The organism is Burkholderia sp. AU32262, assembly GCF_020419985.1.
GTDB classification, from domain to species: domain Bacteria; phylum Pseudomonadota; class Gammaproteobacteria; order Burkholderiales; family Burkholderiaceae; genus Burkholderia; species Burkholderia semiarida.
This window is the reverse complement of record NZ_JAIZRS010000042.1, coordinates 1-18,717: the sequence shown is the minus strand read 5'-3', so window position 1 is coordinate 18,717 and position 18,717 is coordinate 1. Positions and strand designations below refer to the sequence as shown.

The following is an 18,717-nucleotide window of genomic DNA, read 5'->3' as shown; positions in this document are numbered from 1 at the left end:
CTCCAGACGTTCGCGGAACGGGACTGCCGGGGGATGCGCTCAGCGCTGCAGCGCTTTGAGCAGTAGCGCTTCGGCCTGCTCGTCGGAGAGCGCCGCAAGCTGCTCCGCGGTGTGCGACGCCTCGGCGCCGCCGTCGACCGGCGCGGAACGCGCGTGCGGGGCGGCCGACGCGGGCGCGTCGCTCGATCGCAACGCATCCGCCGCGCCCTGCATCCGCGCCAGGTGCGCCGCAAGCTGCTCGACGTTCGAACAGTCCCAAAGCACGGCCGCGTCGAACGTCAGCCCGATCGCGTGCTGCACCTTCAACGAAAACTGGAGCGCGCTCATCGAATCGAAACCCATCTCGACCCATGCGGCCGTGCGCGACACCTGCGTCTCGGCGATCCTGAGCCGCTCGGCGACGATCCGTACGATCCGGTCCGCGATCTTGCGCTCGAGCAGCATCGGTCCGGAAAGGGTCGAGGCCGGAGAAACGCTCGGCGTCACCGCGCCGCCCCGCGAAGCGCCGGCATCCTTCGCATAGGCGCCGTCGGTCCAGCTGGCGACGGCGCGCAACTCGCCTTGCAGGTACGCACGGCGACACAGCGCGCGCGCGATCTTGCCGCTGGAGGTCTTTTCGATGGTCGCCGGTTCGACCAGCACGATCGCGTGCGGCGTGACGCCGAAGTCGTCGCCGATCGCGACCACCATCGCGCGCAGCGTTGCGTCGAGATCCATCGTCCGGCGCGCGGTGCGACCGACTTCCTGGATGATCACGAGCTTCTCATCCCCGTCCGCCTGCACCGATACGGCGGCGCCACACCCGCGGCGCAACGCCGGCACGGCGTCCTGCACGCACGCCTCGATATCCTGCGGATACAGGTTGCGCCCGCGAACGATCAACATGTCCTTCACGCGGCCGGTCACGTACAGGCGGCCGTCGACGATCGCGCCCAGGTCGCCCGTGCGCAGGAACGGACGTGCGTCGGGTTCGGCGCCGGGTTCGTCGTCGAAGAGCGCGCCGAACGTCGAGCGTGTCGCTTCCGGGTTGCCGTAGTAGCCGACGCCGATCGCGCCGCCGCGCACCCAGATCTCGCCGACACCGTTCGGGTCGGCCACCGGCCGGCCATCGGGGCCTGCGATCCGGATTTCGGTGCCGGGCGGCGTGCCGCCGCACGACACGAGACTCTTCGCGTTCGCGTCGCCGGGCCGAACCGGTTCGACGATGCCCGCGGCGAGCTTCACGTTATCGACGTCCAGATAGTAGGCGCCTTCGCCACACGGCACGCCCGATACGATCAGCGTCGCCTCGGCCATCCCGTAGCACGGATAGAACGATCCGGGCGCGAAGCCGTGCGGGCGTGCGGCGTCGATGAAATCGGTGACGGTCTGGCGATGAATCGGCTCCGCGCCGCAGAAGGCGACGCGCCAGCTGGACAGATCGAGCCGCGCCCCGTCGTCGGTTCCGTTGAGCGCGGCGGCGGCCAGCGCATACGCGAAATTCGGCCCGCCGGACGTCGTCGCACGGTGCGCGGAAATCGCGCGTAACCATCGGCCCGGCTGCTGGACGAACGCCACGGGCGACATCAGCACGACGGACAGCCCGATCGACGCGAGCTGCAACGGCATGGACAGTCCCATGTCGTGATAGAGCGGCAGCCACGACAGCATGCGCGTGTCGCGGTCATGCTGCATCAGCGTGGCGATCGACCGTTGATTGTCGATGATGTTGCCGTGCGTGATCATCACGCCCTTCGGCGTGCCCGTCGATCCGGACGTGTATTGGAGGAACGCGATATCGTCCGACGCCGGCAGGCGCGGCAACGCCGACGTATCCCGCGCGCCCGCCTCGACGAGCGCCTCGTACGTGACGAGCCGGCAGCCGGTGAAAAGCTGCTGCGTCGTGCGCAGGGTCTCGAGCGTAGCGATCGACGTCGCCGGCGCGACGATCAGCGTCGCGCCGCAATTGTCGGCAATCGCGTGCAGCTTGGCCCATTGCGCGACCTTGCGTACCTGTTGCGGATGATAGGCGGGCACGGCGACGCGCCCCGATGCCAGACATCCATAGAAGGTGCAGACGAACTCGGCGCTCGTCGGCAACAGCAGCAGCACGCGCGCGCCCGGCTCGGTCAGTTGCGCGAGTCCGCGCGCAACCCGCATCATGCCGGCATGCAGATCGCCGAACGTGCTTTCGCTTTCGATCGCTTCGCCGTCGCGCAGGATGGTCAGCGCGACACGATCGGGGTCCCGCTCGGTGTGATGGGCGAGGGTCTCGATGATGGAGGTCGGTTCGACTTCCATCTGAAACACGTTCGGATTCGGATGCGTCGTCATGGTGTGTCCAGAATGAGGTCCGTACGAGCCGCCGCGCGACCGCGGCAGCCCGCGCACGGGTGTGATCTCACGCGTCTCGCAGGAATGCGTCCGCGATCGCGCGGCGATTGAGCTTGAGGTTGCGCGTGCGCAATCCGCTTTCGACGTCGAATGCGCGGTCGGTGAAAATCACCTTCACCAGTTGCCGTTGTGCCGGCAGCGTGCCGTTGACCGCACGGACGAGCTCGCGCAGCGCGTCGGTGACTTCGGGATCGTCCGGCCGGCGCGTCGCGATCACGACACTGAGCCCCGCCTGCGGGCCCGCCATCACGACGGCTACTTCGACACGCGGATCGCGATACAGCAGCGCTTCGATCGGCTCGGGATGGAATTTCTCGCCGTTGCTCGTGATGATCGCGTCCTTCTTGCGGCCGACGACGCGCAAAAAACCGTCGCCGTCGAACTCGGCGATGTCGCCGGTCGCGACCGCGTTCGGTGCGATGAAGGTCGCGCGACTATCCTCTTCCGGCGCATCGAAGTAGCCGAGCGACAGCAGGGCGTTTCGCGTGACGACGACTTCGCCGTCTTCCAGCAACGAGACGCTGCCGGGCTCGGCCGGCTGGCCGACCGTACCGACGCGCACCTGTCCCGGCTTGTTCCACGCGACCATGCCGGCTTCGGTGATCCCGAATGCCTCGTACAGCTCGATCCCGCAATCCCAGAAGAAATCGAGCGCTGCGCGCTTGATCGGCGCCATCCCGGTGACCATGTAGCGGATGTTGCCGCCGGTCAGCGCGCTCAGCCGCTCGGCGAGCGTCGATGCGTCGCTGCCGGGCCCGGCAGCCGCGCGCGCCAGCGTATGCAGCGTCTCGTACAGCACCGGCGGCGCGATCACGAACGTCGGCCGGTGCCGCTTGAGCCCCGGAAAGAGCCCGTGGAACGGCACCGACACGAGATCGATCCCGTGATACAGGCAGAAGTAGTACGTCATCCGTTGCTGATAGTTCGCGAACGGCAGGAACGTCAGAAATCGCTCGCCGGGCGCGACGCCGAATGCGTCGCCATACAGACCGAGCAGGTGCGCGGTGCCGCCGCGGCTCATCACGAGCCCCTTGGTCCGGCCCGTCGTGCCCGAACTGAACACGAGCGAATGGGTATCGGGCACATGCTCGACGCGCACCGGCTCGATACGCGTGTGCGAATCGCCGCGGCCGGCTGGATCGATGTCCACGATCCGCCCGCCGATCGTCTCGGCGGCATCGAGCCATCGAGCGTCGACGGCCAGCGCGCTCAGCCGGTAGCGCTCGATCAACGCGCCGCACGTGTCGGGCAGGCCGTCGTTCGGGAAAGCGACCGACACGCAGCCGAGCTCGATGCACGCGAGATCCCACACCATCCACGGATAGCCGTTCGGCGCCGCGATGCCGACGCGCGCGCCCGGTACGAGGCCGATCGCCTTGCCACGCTCGACCGTGGCGAGCACGTCCTCGAACAAGTCGTGAAAGGTCCGGACGGTTTCGGCGCCCTTGTCGTCGACGAAGGTCAGGGTATGACTGCTGCCGCGCAAACGCGCGACGAGATCATCGAAGGTCATCATCGGCGTTTTCCCGTCAAGCGTGCGCGACGCCCTCCGCGGACACGTAGTACTTTTGCGCGGCGCTCTCGTACATGTTCCAGAACAGCTTGCACGTGTGGCGCACCGCGAACAGCGCTTCCTGTTGCATCTGCGCGGTCGTGCACAGGTCGGTCACGAGCGAGATGCCCTCGGCGACGTGCGCGACGTCCTCTTTCTGGTGAACCGAGAAAAACCGCGTGTCCTCCTCGGTGAGCCCGTAGCACTTCGCCAGAATGGAGTGGCGCGCGTCGCCCGCGCGGGTTTCCAGGCTCTGCCCTTCGCTCGCGATCATCACCGCGGCGGCGCCGATATGGTAGGCGCCCTCGCCCTTGCAGTTCTCGAGGCGATAGTCGATCAGTTCACGCGTGGCCGCGGACGGCGTCCATGCATCGCGCTCCTCGTCGCTGATGTTTTGCGCGCGAATGAAGTCTTCCATGAGCTCGACATGGTTCTTCGTTTTCGAGAAGCGTCCGGTTTCCTCTTCGAACAGGTTGTACAGCAGCCGGCGCTTGTGGTCGGGAAACGGGCAGCGGAAGTACAGATTCTCGATGTACTCGAGAAAGTACCGGGTGATCTGGTATCCCTCGAGCGTGATGATCTTCAGCAACCGCCAGTTTTTCTGAGGCGTAAACAACTCCGCGAAGATCGGATGATCGAGCGTGAGCTGCTCGTCCAGCGTGTCGCGCAACGCGCGGGAAAACGTCGCTTTGTCCATCAGCACGGCTTCGTTAGTGAGGGTCATGATCGTTCCCTGTCGGTGAGGTAACCGGCAATGTAATGGCGGCTTTCAAGGCTGAAACCTGTCCGTTCGGGCGAGTGTCTCGCCTGTACGCCAACCCTGTACGTCAGTGCAGGTAGGCAGTGCGATGGCATGACGCTATAAAGCGGAACCCCTACGGCACTTGGAGAATCCGATGGACGATCACGCGACCGTGTTCGCTACGCTTACCGAACTGATTCCGCAGATTGCCGCGCTCGATATCGCGCCGGACATGCTGACGCGGGAAACGTCGCTCACATCGGATCTGATGCTCGATTCGATTTCGCTGCTGTCGCTGATGGCGCTGACCGAGGATCGGCTCGGCGTCAGCTTTGCATCGCACACGGAACAGGTCGCGAACCTCGAAACCATCGGCGACGCGGTCGATCTGGTGGAAATGCTGTTGTCCGTGAAAGCGTAACGAGATGACGATGAACGATCATCCGCTCGATGCACGCATGATGCCGTCGGCCGGCGGCTACGGCCGCGTCTGCCTGCTGGATGCCGGCGACCTCGACGCGCTGCGTGCGGCGGCCGACGGCAATGCGACGACGGGCACGTACGCGCGCCTCGCGAAACTGGGCGAGGCATTGAACGCATCCGGTTCCGGGCGGCTCGCCATCGTGATCGACGGTCCCGACCTTCGTCGCACACGCGAATTCGCGTCGTTGCCCCGAACCCTTTCGGCCGCGCTCGACGTCGCGGCGGCATCCGTCGCGAACGCATGCATCGTCGTGCTCGGCGATGCGCTCGCCGATGGCACGACGGCCTTCGGCGACGCGGGCGCGTCATCGCTATCATCCGTCGACACGCTCGCCGACGCGGTTGCCGACACCGTGTTCGAGGTACGCCGCCGTATCGATACGTACTTCGAGCAAGCGCCGCTGGCGTTGCCTGCCGACGCTGCCGGCGCGGCTTGCCTGCTGACGGCTGAAGCCGTACTTGCGTGGCTTGCGACGGAAGCGTCGCCCGGCCTTCACGTCGTGCATGGCGAGCGGCGCATTGCGTGGCGCGAACTCGCCGAAACCGTCGCGCGACGGGTGCCGATTCCGACCCGAACCGATGCTGCCGAGGCCGAAGCGGACGCCGTTCTCGCGCTGCTCGAAACGAATCTGAAGCATGCCGAACGGTTGCTCGGGTACGCGGACGGCGCGCACGTGCCGCCGCCCGGCATCCCGTCTCACCGACTGCGCTGCGACGGCTTCGACTGGCAGGGCCGGATCGCCGCGCGCGTCGCCGCTCACGCCGCCCGGCACGAACGGCGCGACGCGCCCCGATTTGTCGACCTGCCGTCCGCGCGCCGGATCACGACCGGCAGCGGGCACGCGTACCTGAGTGCCGGGCGCGGCCCCCGCGCCATGTTGCTGATCAACGCATTCGGCATCCCGCACGACGTATGGCACGACTTCGCGGCCGGATTGGCGCCGGATTTCTCGCTCTATCTGGCGGACGACGCCGACGATGCACCGGCCGACGCAGGACTGACACGCGCGTACTATTCGGGCCCCGATGCGCCTGAGCGCTATGCGCGAAGCGTGACTGAACTGCTCGACGTGGAGGGAATCGACGCGATTCATGTCGCGAGCTGGTGCGGAGGCGCCCGATATGCGCTGGCGCTCGCCCGCGCCCTGCCCGGCCGCATCGCGTCGATGAGCCTGATCGCCCCGTCGTTTGCCGGCGCTCAGGACTACGACGGCGCGGACAGCGCCTACGAAAACAATCTCAACACGATGTGCTCGCTCGTCGCGCGCATGCCGAAGGCCGCGGACAGCATGGCCAGATCGATGACGGGGCTTCTGGACAAGCGGGCGCGAAACGACGCGCTCGAAGGCGGCCATGCGTCGATGTTCGCGCTACCCGACTCCGCGACCCGTCACTGGCTGCACGCGCCGTTCGTGTCGGCGGCGAACATGATCGAGTACAGCGGGCAATTGCTGAATTTCCGCGCGCACCGCATCGAGGCCGAACGCGACACGTCGATCGCCGGCATCCCCGCGCTGCTCGTGACCGGGGAATACGACGAAATGACGTGCGCGATCCGCGCGCGAGCCATTACGTCGGCACAGCTTCGTCCGATCCAGGTCGAGCTTCAAGGCGGCAGTCATCACATGGTTCATCAGAATGCGGCGCTCCTGGCAAAGCTCGTCGGCATTTTCGTCGACGCTCCGGCCGTGACATCCGACGCACTGCCGCATCCGAGACTGCGAATCGTCCCGGCGGCCGACCGTGTCGAAATGGAGATGGAAATGGAGTCGGGCGAACTGTGACGTACGAGCCTCCGGATGCCCGTTCGGACAGTTACAGGCCCGGGGCATCGATCACTAAAGTCGCACTGTGGCAGCAAGCCGGATCCCACGCGGCCGATCGCGTCGTGTCGCTCGCGAACGACGCGCAAGCCAATGCCAACCCGCTGGTCGGAGATTTCGAATGTACGCAAACAGCCTTGTCGAACTGATCGGCGATACGCCGCTGCTGTATCTGAAAAGCCTGTCGAACGAGCACAGGAAAATCCGCGTGTACGGAAAGCTCGAGTGCTACAACCCCGGCAACAGCGTCAAGGACCGGAGCGCGCTTCAGTTGCTGCGCCAGGCCGAGCGCGACCACGGCCTCAAGCCGGGCTGGTCGATCGTCGAATCGACGTCCGGCAACATGGGACACGCGCTGGCGATGCTGTGCGCCACGCGCGGCTATCGCTTCATTTGCGTGCTCGATCCGAAAACACCGAAGACGAATGCCAATCTCGTGCGGGCATTCGGCGGCGAGGTCGAGATGGTCGAACACCCCGACGAAACGGGCAGCTATCAGCGCAAGCGCATTGCGGTCGCGAAAGCGATCGCCGCGAGCGTGCCGAACTGCGTGAACCTCGATCAATACAACAATCCGGCCGCGATCGACGCCCACTATTACTCGACCGGGCCCGAAATCGTCTCGCAGCTCGCCGACCGGCTCGACGCCGTGATCGTGTCCGCCAGCACCGGCAGCCATCTGAGCGGAATCGCCCGCTACGTGAAGGAGCGCGATCCCGCAACCCGCGTGATCGGCGTCGAGCCCGACGGCTCGGTCGTGTTCGGCGGCACGTACCGGCCGCATCTGCAGAACGGCGCGGGGCTCAGTTTTCAGCCCGGAAACATCCTGATCCACCTCGTCGACGACACGATGCGCATCGTCGATCGCGATGCGTTCATCGGCTGCCGCCGCCTCGCGCTCGACGAAGGCCTGCTGCTCGGCGGCTCGTCCGGCGCGATCGCGCAGGCCGCACGCCGCTACGTCGCCACCCTGCAAGGCCCGGCCAACATCGTGCTCGTGTTCCCCGACAGCGGTACCAAGTATCTCGACACGATCTACGACGATCAGTGGCTGATCGATCACGGCCTCCAGGCCGTGCTCGACGACCTGTGCACCTCCGCGACACCGCCACGCGCCGAAAGCGCAGTGGCCCTCGAAACCACGTGACCCAGGGACACCCATGAACGACTCCATTCGCACCTTGCTTGCCGACGGCGCACGGTATCCGATCGCGTTGCCGAAGGCCAACATCACGCACGTCACGTATCGCTGGACGAACGGCGTCGACGATGCGCTCGGCGCGCAGATCGTCGAACTGATGCGGCGCACGAGCGAAACGGCGCCGATCATCGGCTTCGCCGAGACCATCACGGACGCGGAAGCGGACCGCTATCTCGACGAACTGCGCTCGAATCTCGCCGCGGAGAAGGTTCGCCTGCTGACGATCTTCGCGAACACCGGGCAACTGATCGGCCTGTGCACGCTGCGCCGCAACGTGAATCCCAACAACCGCCATATCACCGATCTCGCGAAAGGCATGATCCACGACGCCTGTCGCGGCGGCGGCGTGCTGCCTGCCGCGTTCGTCGAGATCGCGTTGCAATGCGATCGGGACAATGTCGAACTGGTGACGCTCGACGTGCGAGACGGCACGCCCGCGCATCGCGTATGGGAACACTACGGCTTTCAGACGTGGGGCACTTTGCCGGACTACGCCCGTGCGAACGGGAAGGTCCATGCCGGCCACTTCATGATGCAGCGCGTGGCGGACCTCAAGGAACGCGCGCTCGGCATGCTCATGGGCCGCGACGCCAACCGAACCGCCGCCAGCGCATCGGCATGAGCGACGCCCTCTACACCGGGCCGATCATCGACTCGCACTGCCACATCGCATCGACGCGCTTCATTCCCACGGCGTTCCTCGAGGGATTCTGCGCCAACATCCATGTGCGGCTCGTCGCCAACGGCATACGGAAATCGCGATCGGAACTGCTCGATACCTACCTCGCGCAAAGTCAGGACCACTTCGGCGATGCACTCGTGGCCGACATGACGTCGGCCGGCATCGGGCAGGCCGTGCTGTTGCTGCCCGACTTCACGTACGTGATGAAAAGCGATCTCACGATCGCCGAGATGTATGCCGAGCATCATGCGATCCTGCAGCGTCACGGCGAGCGCTTTCACGTGTTCGGCGGCATGGATCCGCGCTGGGGAGCGGACGGTGTCGCGTTGTTCGAGAAAGGCGTGACCGAGTACGGCTTCTCCGGATTGAAACTGTACCCGCCCTGCGGCTACAGCCCGAGCGACAAGCGCCTTTACCCGCTGTACGAAATCTGTCGCGCCCATCGCTTGCCGGTTCTTCTGCACGTGGGTCCGACCAGCCCGGCGCTCGAGTTCGCGTACTCGCACCCCGATCTGCTCGACCGCGCGGCGTTCGATTTCCCCGACGTGAACTTCATCCTGGCGCACGGCGCCGTCCATCACGTCGACGCCTGCGCGCGACAGTGCGCGTATCGGCCCAACGTGTATCTCGACGTCAGCGCGTTTCTCGGCTCCCAGCATCCGCAGGGGTGGTCGGTCGCGCTCGCGGAGCTGTTCCGCATGAACATCAATCACAAGATTCTGTTCGGCACCGACTGGCCGGTCTTTCGCAACTCGGGCGGCCATCGCAAGGTCATGGAGCAGTTCCTCGCGCCCGACGGCCCGCTCGCGTCGGTCGCGCCGGTACAACGCAAGTGGCTGATGTCGGGCAATGCGCGCGCACTGCTGCCGGCATCGCGCACGATCGATGCGATGGCGTGATTCCGGCCGTCGCGTGCGACGGCCGTCCCGCACGCACTACGGGCTCGCGGCTGCCTCGATGATCGGCGCCCTGCTCGTCTGGACCGCGTGGCCCGGGCATCGGGCCGACGCGATGGCGGAAACCGCCGACACGCTTGACCACTGGCGCGCCGACGAACGGGCGCAGCTCGAATCGATGCGCCTGCCCGCGAACGCCGGCGTCAAGGTTGACCCGTCGAATCGCGTGGCCACGTCCGCACAAGCAGCGCAGCTTGGCAAGCGTCTGTTCTCCGACCCCCGGTTCAGCCGAAACCGCGCGATCGCCTGCGCGAGCTGCCACGCCCCCGATCGCCAGTTCGAAGACGGGCGCCCGCTGGCGATCGGCGTGGGCGTCGGCGTGCGCCGCACGATGCCCGTCGTCGGCGCGACCGATGCGCCGTGGCTGTTCTGGGACGGCCGCAAGGACAGCCTGTGGTCGCAGGCGATCGGGCCGATCGAGGATCACAACGAGCACGGCGGCACCCGGCTGCGCGCCGCCCATGTGCTGGCCGAGCACTACCGCGACGCCTACGAGCCTCTGTTCGGACCGCTGCCCGACCTGAGCGCGCTGCCCCGTGACGGCGGCCCGCTCGGCACGGACGCGGAGAAAGCTGTCTGGCAGGGGCTCGACGAACGCACCCGCACCGACGTGTCGCGCGTGTTCGCGAATCTCGGCAAGGCGATCGCGGCGTACGAAGCGACGCTACGGTACGGGCCTTCACGCTTCGATACCTATGTCGACGGCGTCCGGACCGGCGATCCGGTCAAGCTGGCCGCGCTGACCCCGACCGAAAAGGCAGGCCTCCACCTGTTCGTGAGCAAGGGCCAATGCATGACCTGCCACACCGGGCCCATGCTGAGCGACCGGCAATTCCACAACATCGGCGTACCGCCGCGTAGCGGGACGGCTGCCGACACCGGTCGCGCGACGGCGGTCGACAAGGTGCTGCACGACGAATTCAACTGCATGGGGCCGTTCAGCGATGCGAAGCCCGAGCAGTGCGAGGAGCTGCAATTCATCTCGACCGACGACCCGCAGATGCTCGGCGCATTCAAGACGCCCAGCCTGCGCAACGTCGCACTGCGGCCGCCGTACATGCACGCGGGTCAATTCGCGTCGCTGGACGCCGTGATGCGCCACTACGCGGACGCACCCGCGGCCGCGATCGGGCATAGCGAACTGAAGCGGATCGCATTGTCGGACGACGAGCAACGGCAGCTCGTCGCGCTGCTCGGTGCGTTTTCCGGCCCTGTCGTCGAGCGCTGATCGTCCGCGCCGCCGCCCGTCAGCGTGATGCGTCGCGAACGGCGACGCCCATCACCTTGACCTGGCCGCCGAACGGCAACGCAGCCGCCTGATAGACGGTCCGCGCAGGCCGGCGATCCGCGGGAAACAGATCGGCATACACGCCATTCACTTCCGCGAGCGCGCCGATGTCGGAGAATGCGATGTCGACGAACACGAGATCGCGTGGGCTGAATCCCGCCGCTTCGAGCGCGCGGAACAGGTTCGCGAACGCGCGTCTCGCTTCTTCGGCCGGCGTACCCGGCACGTAGCGGCCGTCGGCGTCCAGCGAAAGCTGGCCGCTGAGATAGCAGGTGTCGTTGGCGACAACGGCATGGCTGATCGGCGACGGCCATTGCGGCAGATCGTTGCCCGACGTCACATAGCGTTTCATGCGCTTCCTCTCCTCGAATCGGGCGGTGCTGCCCGTCACGCGATACGTACGGGCATCCGTTCCCGCGTTACAAATAGTGCTTGACGAGCAACTGAAAGAGATTCGACTGCGGCAGCGCGCCGTATTCGGTCGTCGACGCGCCCGCATTGATCTGCCATTGCAGCGCGACATCGGTTCTGGCGAAGCGATAACGCGCCTCGAGCCAGGTAAGCCGGCTGCGATCGGCGAGGTTCAACCTGACGAAACCGGACAGATCCAGACGCTGGATCCAGGCATCCTGCCACCTGACCATCGCGAAGAGCCCGTCGCGCGTCGTGGCGTCCTGCTGGGCGGCCGCCAGCGTTCGATAGGCGGCGTAGCCGGCCGGGGGGCCGTTGCGCAGCGCCTGCCAGCCCGCGCGATCGAGCGCGGCGCCGTCCCGGTCGTACTCAAGCGTGACGGAAAGATTGCGCGACGTCGTGCAGGTCGCGCCGGTCGCGAGCTTCCAGCGGAACGCGACGTCGCTGTACGGCTGCCCGAGCGCGCGTGCAAGCGTCGACGGCCCTCGCCCGCCCGACCACTCCACGTACCCGACGCACGCGTTGTTGACGAGATGAACCAGATTGACGCCGAACTGCGGCGAACTGCCGGGCTTTCCGTCGTCGTAGATCACGATCTGCGGCGACAGATCCGAGATGACGCGCTGGCTGAACTGGAGCATCCAGCGCGTGCGCTGATTCGTCGCGCCGAAGTCCGGCGAGAACGACGCGTCGGTTGCGCGATCCGCGATCCGCGGTGCGACGAGCGCGCTGACGGAACCGTCGGCCCACAATTGCTGGCCGCGCAGCATCACCGTACCGAGCCGGTTCTCGCGCAGGCTCGCGGGATCCACCGACGTCACCGAACGGACCGCGTTGTCGCGGAAAAAGTCGGTGGGGTTGTAGCCGGTGGCGACACCGAGCCGCACATTGACGCGGCCGGCCTGCAGCAGCGTGCTGCCGCCGCCCACGCGGCCGTCCACATACAGTTCCTTCAGCGTATTGATCGCGCCCGAGTCGCCGTCGAAGCGCCACGGACCGTTCAGGTCGAGTCGATCGGCGAAACTGACGCCCCAGCCGTTCGAGAATGCATGGCGCGCACTCAGGTCGAGCGACAGGCGCGTGGCCGTGCGCGTGCCGCCCGGCCGCAGGGTGGCGAAACGCAAGCCGGGTTCGAGACTGAACTGGTACTTGCCGTCGTCGACCTTCTGCACCGGCGTCGCGTCGGCAAGCGCGAGTCCGGCCTCTTCCGCATCGTTTGCATGGCATACGCCCGCCATGCCGGCCAACGCGATACAGGCGATGCCGATTCGCGTCATCATTCCGGCTGGAAACGCGCCATGAAATCGGACTGGAACCAGGCATCCGGAATCTCCCGCGCCACGTAGTCCGCGTATCGCATCACGGTCACGAGATTCGGATTGAGCCCGTCGATGATCACGATCTCGGTCGGCCGCAACGCGCCGAGCTGCTGTTGAAAGCGTCGATAGAAGGCCGTCTTGAGAAGCTTGCCGCTTTCGCTGAAGAAACGTGCCTTCACGGGGCGCGAATCCGTCGTATCGATCCACATCTCGATCGAGTGATAGGTCATGTCGGATACGCTCTGGACGAGCTTCAACCGGTACGCGCGGCGCATCTGGCGCTCGCCGTCCTGCACATCCTCCTCCGCCTCGACCTGCGCACGATATCCCTGCGCGAAATTGACGGTGACCACGTCGCCGTTCGACGCCTGCCCGAGCAACCGTTGCTGCGGCGAAATGCGGATCGTCGCCTTGCTCGCCGGATCGAAAAACCACAGATCGTTGCCGCTCTTGAGCATCAGCTTGTTCGCATCGCGCGCCGGTGCCGCGAATCGAATCAGGCTGCGAAACTGGCCGCTCGCCGGGTTGATCCGCGAATAGGCGGTCAGTGCGTTCGAATCGGTTTGCTTGCCATCGGTGTATTGGGTCAGCGTGACATTCAGCGTGAACGGTTCGCTCGGGTTGCGAACGGCATCGCTCGCGGCGAGGATGCGCTGCGGATCGGGCGCGGCGTGCGCGGTACAGCAGGCGAGTGCGAGGATCGCGGCGGCGCCCAGGCGCGCCATCGAATGCGTCTGCATCGGAATCTCCGGGGCAAATACGGAATGACGGGGACGAGTGCGGCCCCCGCCCGGAACGGGCGGAGAACCGACTGGCTAGAGGACGTACGGGGACGCTGCGACGCGCAGCTCAGTAGCCCGGATACTGCATCTGTAGCGCGACCCAGGCGGCCGTGCGCTTGCCGAATTCGGACGAGATCGCATTCAGCGATGCATCGAGCGCATGCAACGGATAGCGCGTGACCGGTGCGGACAGCATCCGCGTCGGCGCGTCGACGCCGGCCACACGATCGGGAACGATCGTCAGCCCGCGCCGGGTGCGCACGGGTTCGCGGCTCGCGGCCACCGTGTAGGCGGTCGAGCGGAACGTCGTCGAATAGGCGTCGGCCTCGAGCACGAGCGCAATTTCGTCGACGCCCGGCGCGATCGGGATACCGAAATCCTCGTGCGACCAGAACGACACATAGTTGGTTGCGATCGTCGCCATCGCCGGCAATCCGAGGCTGAAGCGGTCGGTCGCGATCTCGGACGACCATGCAGGGCGTCCGAGCCGCTCGGCGACCTGCAGCGCGCGTTCGTGCCCGGCGAGCGCCTCGACGAGCGCCAGCGATACCGGAATCGTCGCGGTGACGCCGGTCGTCGTGACGACCTTGCCGTCGGCAACGTAACGCTTGCCGTCGACCCAGCGCGTATCGGCGAATTTCTTGCGCAGATCGTTCATCGAGTACCAATGCCCCGTTGCGCGGCGGCCTTCCAGCAGCCCCGCGCGTGCAACGACCCAGACGCCGTCGCACACGCCGATGATCGTCGCGCCCTTCTTCGCCTGCCCGGCCACCCATGCAAGCAGCGCCGGATCGCTGTCGCGATGCACGGCCGGCACGATCACGTAGTCGGCCCCTTGCGGCACGCGCTCGTCGAACTGCGCGGTGGTTTCGTCCGGAATGACGTTCATCGGCGCCGGGAACATCCGGATCGGGCCCGGCTTCGTCGCGAGCGCGACGAGATCCGCCGCGCCCGATTCGGCCACGATGCCATAGGGAACGACGTAGTCGGTCAGCTCGGTATAGTAGTTTTCGCCGACGACGGCGACGATCGGGCGCGTGCGCCCGAAGCGCGGCTGATAGGCGGGCAGCCGGTCGGCGCGTGCCGCCGCGGGCGCGGCCGCTGCCGGCGCCGACGCTTCGCTCGCGGGCCCCGCATGGGCAACGTTCGCGATGCCCGATGCAAGCGGCGCGAGCAGCAACATCATCCAGTACAGCATGACTTTTCGCATTGAAGCCTCTCCGTGTATGGAACTCATCCAGTAATCAGGCATGGCGCCCGTGCCGGCCGTCACGACGCCACCACCGGCGGCAACACGACGTTGAACGTCACGTCGTCGTCGCGCTGCGCGTCCCGGACCTTCAGCGTGATCGTCCACCAGCCGGGCATGCTGAACTTCATCCCCTGCAGCCGATACGCACCCTTTCCGTCGCTCTCGACCACGCGGGGGCGCGTCGGCAGACCGTGCCCGTGCTGCGGCATCCCGCCGCTCACGTCGATGCGCGCACCGCGCACGGGCTCGCCCGACGCACGGCTCACGCTGACCGTCCAGACATGGATCCGGTTCAGCGGCGGCGGTGTCGTGGGCGGCTCGAGCGTCACGACGTATGCGCCCGACGCCGTCGTTCGCGTCAACGACAGATTCAGACCCGCGGGAACCGACTGCTCGGCCGGTGCGCCGCATGCGCCGAGCATGGCGATGCAGCTCCCGGCGAAGGCTAACATGACGATCCGCCGACGAATCGATTTCATTGACATTTCAACGACGCCCGATCCGGCCGCTCGATCACGCGTAGCGGAGCGCATCGACGATCTCCATGCGCGACGCGCGGCGCGCGGGCAGCAACGCGGACAGCATCGACACCACGAGCAGGCCGATCGCGGTGCCGACGATCAGGTCGTTCTCGCCCCACACGCGAATGATCAGCGGCACCGGCGAACGGCCCGGCGGCGTCCACGTCAGACCGCTGACGTTGATGACGCCGGCGAGCAACGCCGCGCTGGCGACGCCGAGCACCGCGCCGATCACGCCGAGCAGCAGCCCTTCGCACAGGAACAGGCGCCGCACGCCGGCGCGGCGCAACCCCATCGCGCGCAGCGTTCCGATTTCGACCGTGCGCTCGAACACCGCCGTGCTCATCGTGTTGCCCACGGTAAACAGCACGATCGCGGCGATCAGCAGTGCGACAAAACCGAACAGCGTCGCGAACATCGCAAGCGCTTGACCATAGAACGGGTTCAGCACCGTGTAATCCACGACTTCCGTGTCCGTACCCGCGAATTTCGTTTTGAGCAGCGTCTCGAGCCGCGCCTTCGCGGCAGGCAAATCCGACGTGTGGCGCAACTGGACGACGATCGCCGTGGCCTTCGGCTGCTCGGTGCCGTACACGAGTCGTTGCGCTTGCGCGAGATGCAGGCCGACGTACATGTCGTCGTATTCCTTGATGCCCTGTCGTTCCGCTTTCACGACCTGCAGTTCCGCCACGTTCGGCGCACCGCGCGCGGTCGCCGCAAGCAGTTCGATCCGCCGGCCGCTCGTCCCGGCGGCCGGCGCCGCGCGCGTTCCCTCGGCAAGGGCCGCGATATCGCCCGGAAGCGGCGAGGCAGGCGTGGCGTCCGCGGACTTCCTGGGCGGTTTGCAGTCGGGCACCTTGAGCGGCCCGCACAGTTCGAGTACACGCGCGAGGCCCGTACCGATCACGGCTGCGTCGCCCGTCGTTCCGGTCAGCGCCATCGGCGGGATCGTCACGGGGAAGCGATAGTCGTTCCAGGCGCGCATCCGGTTCTGGTCGTCCACGCGCACGCCGAGCGCGAGCGCGGTACGCGACAACCCCGCGTCGAAGTTGCCCGCGATGCCCTGCAACTGCAGCGTGGGCGTCGCGACGAGCACCATCGTCGCCAGTACCGGGTCGGCCTTCACCGCGTCGATGATCGCTTCGTAGTTGTCGATCCCGTACTCGGAAGGATTGCCGCTGCCGAACTCGTAGAACCCCTTGCGTTCGATCTGCAGGTGGCCGCCGTACTTCACGTAATCGGTTTGCAGACCATACGTGATGTTGCGCGTATAGCCGCCGAACAGCAGCACCGCGTGCGCGCCGACGATCATCGCAAGCAAGGTCGTGATCGAGCGACGGCGGTTGCGCAGCAGATTGCGGAGCGCGAGCGAAAATGTCTTCATGCGAACGCCTCCTGCTCGTCCGTGCGGGTCACGTCGGACACGATCCCGTCGGCAATATGGACGACGTCGTCGCCCGCCGCGATGACCTGCGGATCATGCGACGAAATCACGAACGAGACGCGCCGCTCCCGCTGCAAGCGCCGCATCAGCGCGATGATCTGCTGGCCGGTCTTGCTGTCCAGATTGGCGGTCGGCTCGTCCGCCAGCACGAGGTTCGGCGACGCGACGAGTGCGCGTGCGATCGCGACCCGTTGCCGCTGGCCGCCCGACATCTGTCCCGGACGATGGTGCGCCTTGTCGGCCAGGCCGACCGCATCGAGCATGTCCCGCACCTTCAGCGCCCGCTCGGACTCCGTCAATCGCGTGCCCGCGAGAAGCAGCGGATATTCGACGTTTTCGTGCGCCGTGAGCACCGGCAGCAGATTGAAGTTCTGGAAGACGAAACCGAGCCGGCGGGCACGAAAATCCGACAGCGCGTCGTCCGACAAACGGCCGACCTCTTCGCCCGCCACGACGATGCGGCCGCGATCGGGCCGGTCCACGCACCCTACAAGATTCAGCAACGTCGACTTCCCGCTGCCGGACGCGCCGGCAATGACGGTCAGTCTTCCGTCACGGATGTCGAGCGTGACGTCGCGCAGCGCGGTCACGTTGACGGAGCCCATCAGATACGACTTTTCAACGGCTTCGAGTATTACGGCGTTCATGGTCTCGATGTACGAAGTTGGCAGGCCGCGACAGCACGGTGCAGGACGATCGCGCAGCGCAGAATACCAACTTGCGTGTACGGAAAAACCTGTTCGTTGGGGCAGCGTCCGGGCGCGAACGCGATGCCGGGATGGCATGTCGCGTCCCGCATTCGCGAACAATCACGGCCGGGAGGGACCGTCAACCTGTACCGTCGGACGGCACACGTCGCCGCCCCTTGCGATTACGCTGCACCGTCATCGGCGCGCCGCCCCGGATCGAATCGCGGCCGCGTCTCGTCACGACTTCCGTTCCCAATCGGCATGCCAGTCAAGATCACGCCCTGGTTCATCCTGCATCGCCCGCAACCCGCGGCCACGCACCGGCTGTTCTGCTTCCCGTACGCCGGTGCCGGCTCGCTGCTCTATCGGCGCTGGGCGCTCGATCTGCCCGACTGGATCGAAGTCGTCGCAGTCGAACTGCCGGGACGCCAGACGCGTTTCTCGGAAGCGCCGCCGACGTCGCTGGATGCGATGACGGATGCGTTGGCCACGGCCGCGAGCGGGCTCCTCGACAAGCCATTCGGCACCTTCGGGTACAGTTTCGGCAGTGTCGTCGGTATCGAATGGTTGAAGGAGCTCGATCGACGACGGCTTCGCGGGCCCGTTCATGCGTTCTGTGCAGCGCACCGCGCGCCGCATGTCGCACCGCGTCCGCTCTCGATTCATCGGTTGCCGGAACCGGACCTCATCGGTTGGCTGAAAACGATGGGCGGCACACCGGATGCGTTGCTGTCGGAGCCGGACTGGCTTCGGCATTTCCTGCGCGCGCTGCGCGCCGATCTGGCGCTCGCCGAAGGATATTGCACCGATGCGCCATTCGCGTTGCGGTGCGGGCTGACCGTATTCGGCGGCCTGCACGATCCGCATGTCGATATCGACGCGCTGCGCGAATGGCGCCGCTACAGCGACGGACCGTTCTCCCTTCATCGGTTCGACGGCGATCATTTCTTCATCCATGCCCGGGAACGCGAGCTTCAGGATCGCGTGGTCGCGACGCTGGCCGCACAGGCATAGCTTCGATACGGAGAACCGGTCGCGCCGCATCGGCTGCGAGGTCGTCCCGTCACAGCATCACGCGCTCGATCCCGCCATGGTTGGCCCGTGCGACATAATCGGCCATCCAGTTCTCGCCGAGCACCTGGCGCGCGATCTCGACCACGATGTAGTCCGCTTCGAGATTCGCGTCCTCGCCGTAGCGC

Annotated in this window: 18 protein-coding genes; 7 read left to right on the top strand and 11 right to left on the bottom strand. The window is 66.4% G+C overall.

Features of this window, described 5'->3' with window-relative positions; all coding sequences use genetic code 11:
• Positions 1–39: 39 nt before the first annotated feature.
• From LGN10_RS31670 to LGN10_RS31660, 3 genes are all read right to left on the bottom strand, one after another.
• Complete coding sequence (locus tag LGN10_RS31670) at positions 40–2,313, bottom strand: AMP-binding protein (protein ID WP_226226097.1); 2,274 nt, start codon at positions 2,311–2,313, stop codon at positions 40–42.
• Between the two features lie 67 nt (positions 2,314–2,380).
• Positions 2,381–3,889: an AMP-binding protein gene (locus LGN10_RS31665; RefSeq protein WP_226226095.1), complete on the bottom strand. Its 1,509-nt coding sequence runs from the start codon at positions 3,887–3,889 to the stop codon at positions 2,381–2,383.
• Between the two features lie 13 nt (positions 3,890–3,902).
• Entirely contained in the window at positions 3,903–4,649 is a 747-nt protein-coding gene (locus LGN10_RS31660; protein ID WP_226226094.1) for a TenA family transcriptional regulator, read from the bottom strand.
• Positions 4,650–4,821: 172 nt separating this feature from the next.
• On the opposite strand from LGN10_RS31660, the gene LGN10_RS31655 reads away from it, so the two are divergent.
• The 6 genes from LGN10_RS31655 (at position 4,822) to LGN10_RS31630 (ending at position 11,040) form a co-directional block, all read left to right on the top strand.
• Positions 4,822–5,088: an acyl carrier protein gene (locus tag LGN10_RS31655; RefSeq protein ID WP_060010806.1), complete on the top strand. Its 267-nt coding sequence runs from the start codon at positions 4,822–4,824 to the stop codon at positions 5,086–5,088.
• A gap of 10 nt (positions 5,089–5,098) precedes the next feature.
• Entirely contained in the window at positions 5,099–6,934 is a 1,836-nt protein-coding gene (locus LGN10_RS31650) for an alpha/beta hydrolase (RefSeq protein ID WP_226226092.1), read from the top strand.
• 160 nt (positions 6,935–7,094) lie between these two features.
• Positions 7,095–8,120 (top strand): PLP-dependent cysteine synthase family protein, encoded by a 1,026-nt coding sequence (locus LGN10_RS31645; RefSeq protein ID WP_059583841.1) that lies wholly within the window; start codon positions 7,095–7,097, stop codon positions 8,118–8,120.
• A 13-nt stretch (positions 8,121–8,133) separates the two neighbouring features.
• On the top strand, positions 8,134–8,796 hold the full coding sequence (locus tag LGN10_RS31640; RefSeq protein WP_226226091.1) for a GNAT family N-acetyltransferase: 663 nt from the start codon (positions 8,134–8,136) through the stop codon (positions 8,794–8,796).
• Entirely contained in the window at positions 8,793–9,755 is a 963-nt protein-coding gene (locus LGN10_RS31635) for an amidohydrolase family protein (protein WP_060315601.1), read from the top strand. The genes LGN10_RS31640 and LGN10_RS31635 overlap by 4 nt, the downstream gene beginning before the upstream one ends.
• Before the next feature lie 58 nt (positions 9,756–9,813).
• Positions 9,814–11,040, top strand: coding sequence for a cytochrome-c peroxidase (locus tag LGN10_RS31630; protein ID WP_226226089.1), 1,227 nt, complete (start codon positions 9,814–9,816; stop codon positions 11,038–11,040).
• 19 nt (positions 11,041–11,059) lie between these two features.
• On the opposite strand, the gene LGN10_RS31625 is transcribed toward LGN10_RS31630, so the two are convergent.
• The 7 genes from LGN10_RS31625 to LGN10_RS31595 all read right to left on the bottom strand — a co-directional run bounded on the left by LGN10_RS31625 (position 11,060) and on the right by LGN10_RS31595 (position 17,476).
• A complete protein-coding gene (locus tag LGN10_RS31625; protein ID WP_059583847.1) occupies positions 11,060–11,452 on the bottom strand; it encodes a RidA family protein in 393 nt (130 codons plus the stop codon).
• Between the two features lie 67 nt (positions 11,453–11,519).
• Positions 11,520–12,791, bottom strand: a complete 1,272-nt coding sequence (locus LGN10_RS31620) for a hypothetical protein (protein WP_226226088.1) — start codon at positions 12,789–12,791, stop codon at positions 11,520–11,522.
• Positions 12,788–13,570: an outer membrane lipoprotein-sorting protein gene (locus tag LGN10_RS31615; protein ID WP_059642217.1), complete on the bottom strand. Its 783-nt coding sequence runs from the start codon at positions 13,568–13,570 to the stop codon at positions 12,788–12,790. Before LGN10_RS31615 ends, LGN10_RS31620 begins: the two co-directional genes overlap by 4 nt.
• Before the next feature lie 109 nt (positions 13,571–13,679).
• Positions 13,680–14,822: a DJ-1/PfpI family protein gene (locus LGN10_RS31610; protein WP_060967281.1), complete on the bottom strand. Its 1,143-nt coding sequence runs from the start codon at positions 14,820–14,822 to the stop codon at positions 13,680–13,682.
• Positions 14,823–14,881: 59 nt separating this feature from the next.
• Positions 14,882–15,316, bottom strand: a complete 435-nt coding sequence (locus tag LGN10_RS31605) for a FixH family protein (RefSeq protein WP_226226086.1) — start codon at positions 15,314–15,316, stop codon at positions 14,882–14,884.
• Positions 15,317–15,377: 61 nt separating this feature from the next.
• Positions 15,378–16,769, bottom strand: a complete 1,392-nt coding sequence (locus LGN10_RS31600) for an ABC transporter permease (protein WP_059642209.1) — start codon at positions 16,767–16,769, stop codon at positions 15,378–15,380.
• Positions 16,766–17,476, bottom strand: a complete 711-nt coding sequence (locus tag LGN10_RS31595; protein ID WP_059583855.1) for an ABC transporter ATP-binding protein — start codon at positions 17,474–17,476, stop codon at positions 16,766–16,768. The genes LGN10_RS31600 and LGN10_RS31595 overlap by 4 nt, the downstream gene beginning before the upstream one ends.
• 123 nt (positions 17,477–17,599) lie before the next feature.
• Between LGN10_RS31595 and LGN10_RS31590 the strand changes: the two genes are divergently transcribed.
• The gene (locus LGN10_RS31590; protein WP_226226084.1) at positions 17,600–18,532 is read left to right on the top strand and encodes a thioesterase II family protein; all 933 of its coding nucleotides are present in this window, start codon (positions 17,600–17,602) and stop codon (positions 18,530–18,532) included.
• A gap of 49 nt (positions 18,533–18,581) precedes the next feature.
• On the opposite strand, the gene LGN10_RS33875 is transcribed toward LGN10_RS31590, so the two are convergent.
• Positions 18,582–18,717: DUF3400 domain-containing protein (locus tag LGN10_RS33875; protein WP_155753829.1), on the bottom strand; the 136-nt coding region annotated here is incomplete at its 5' end.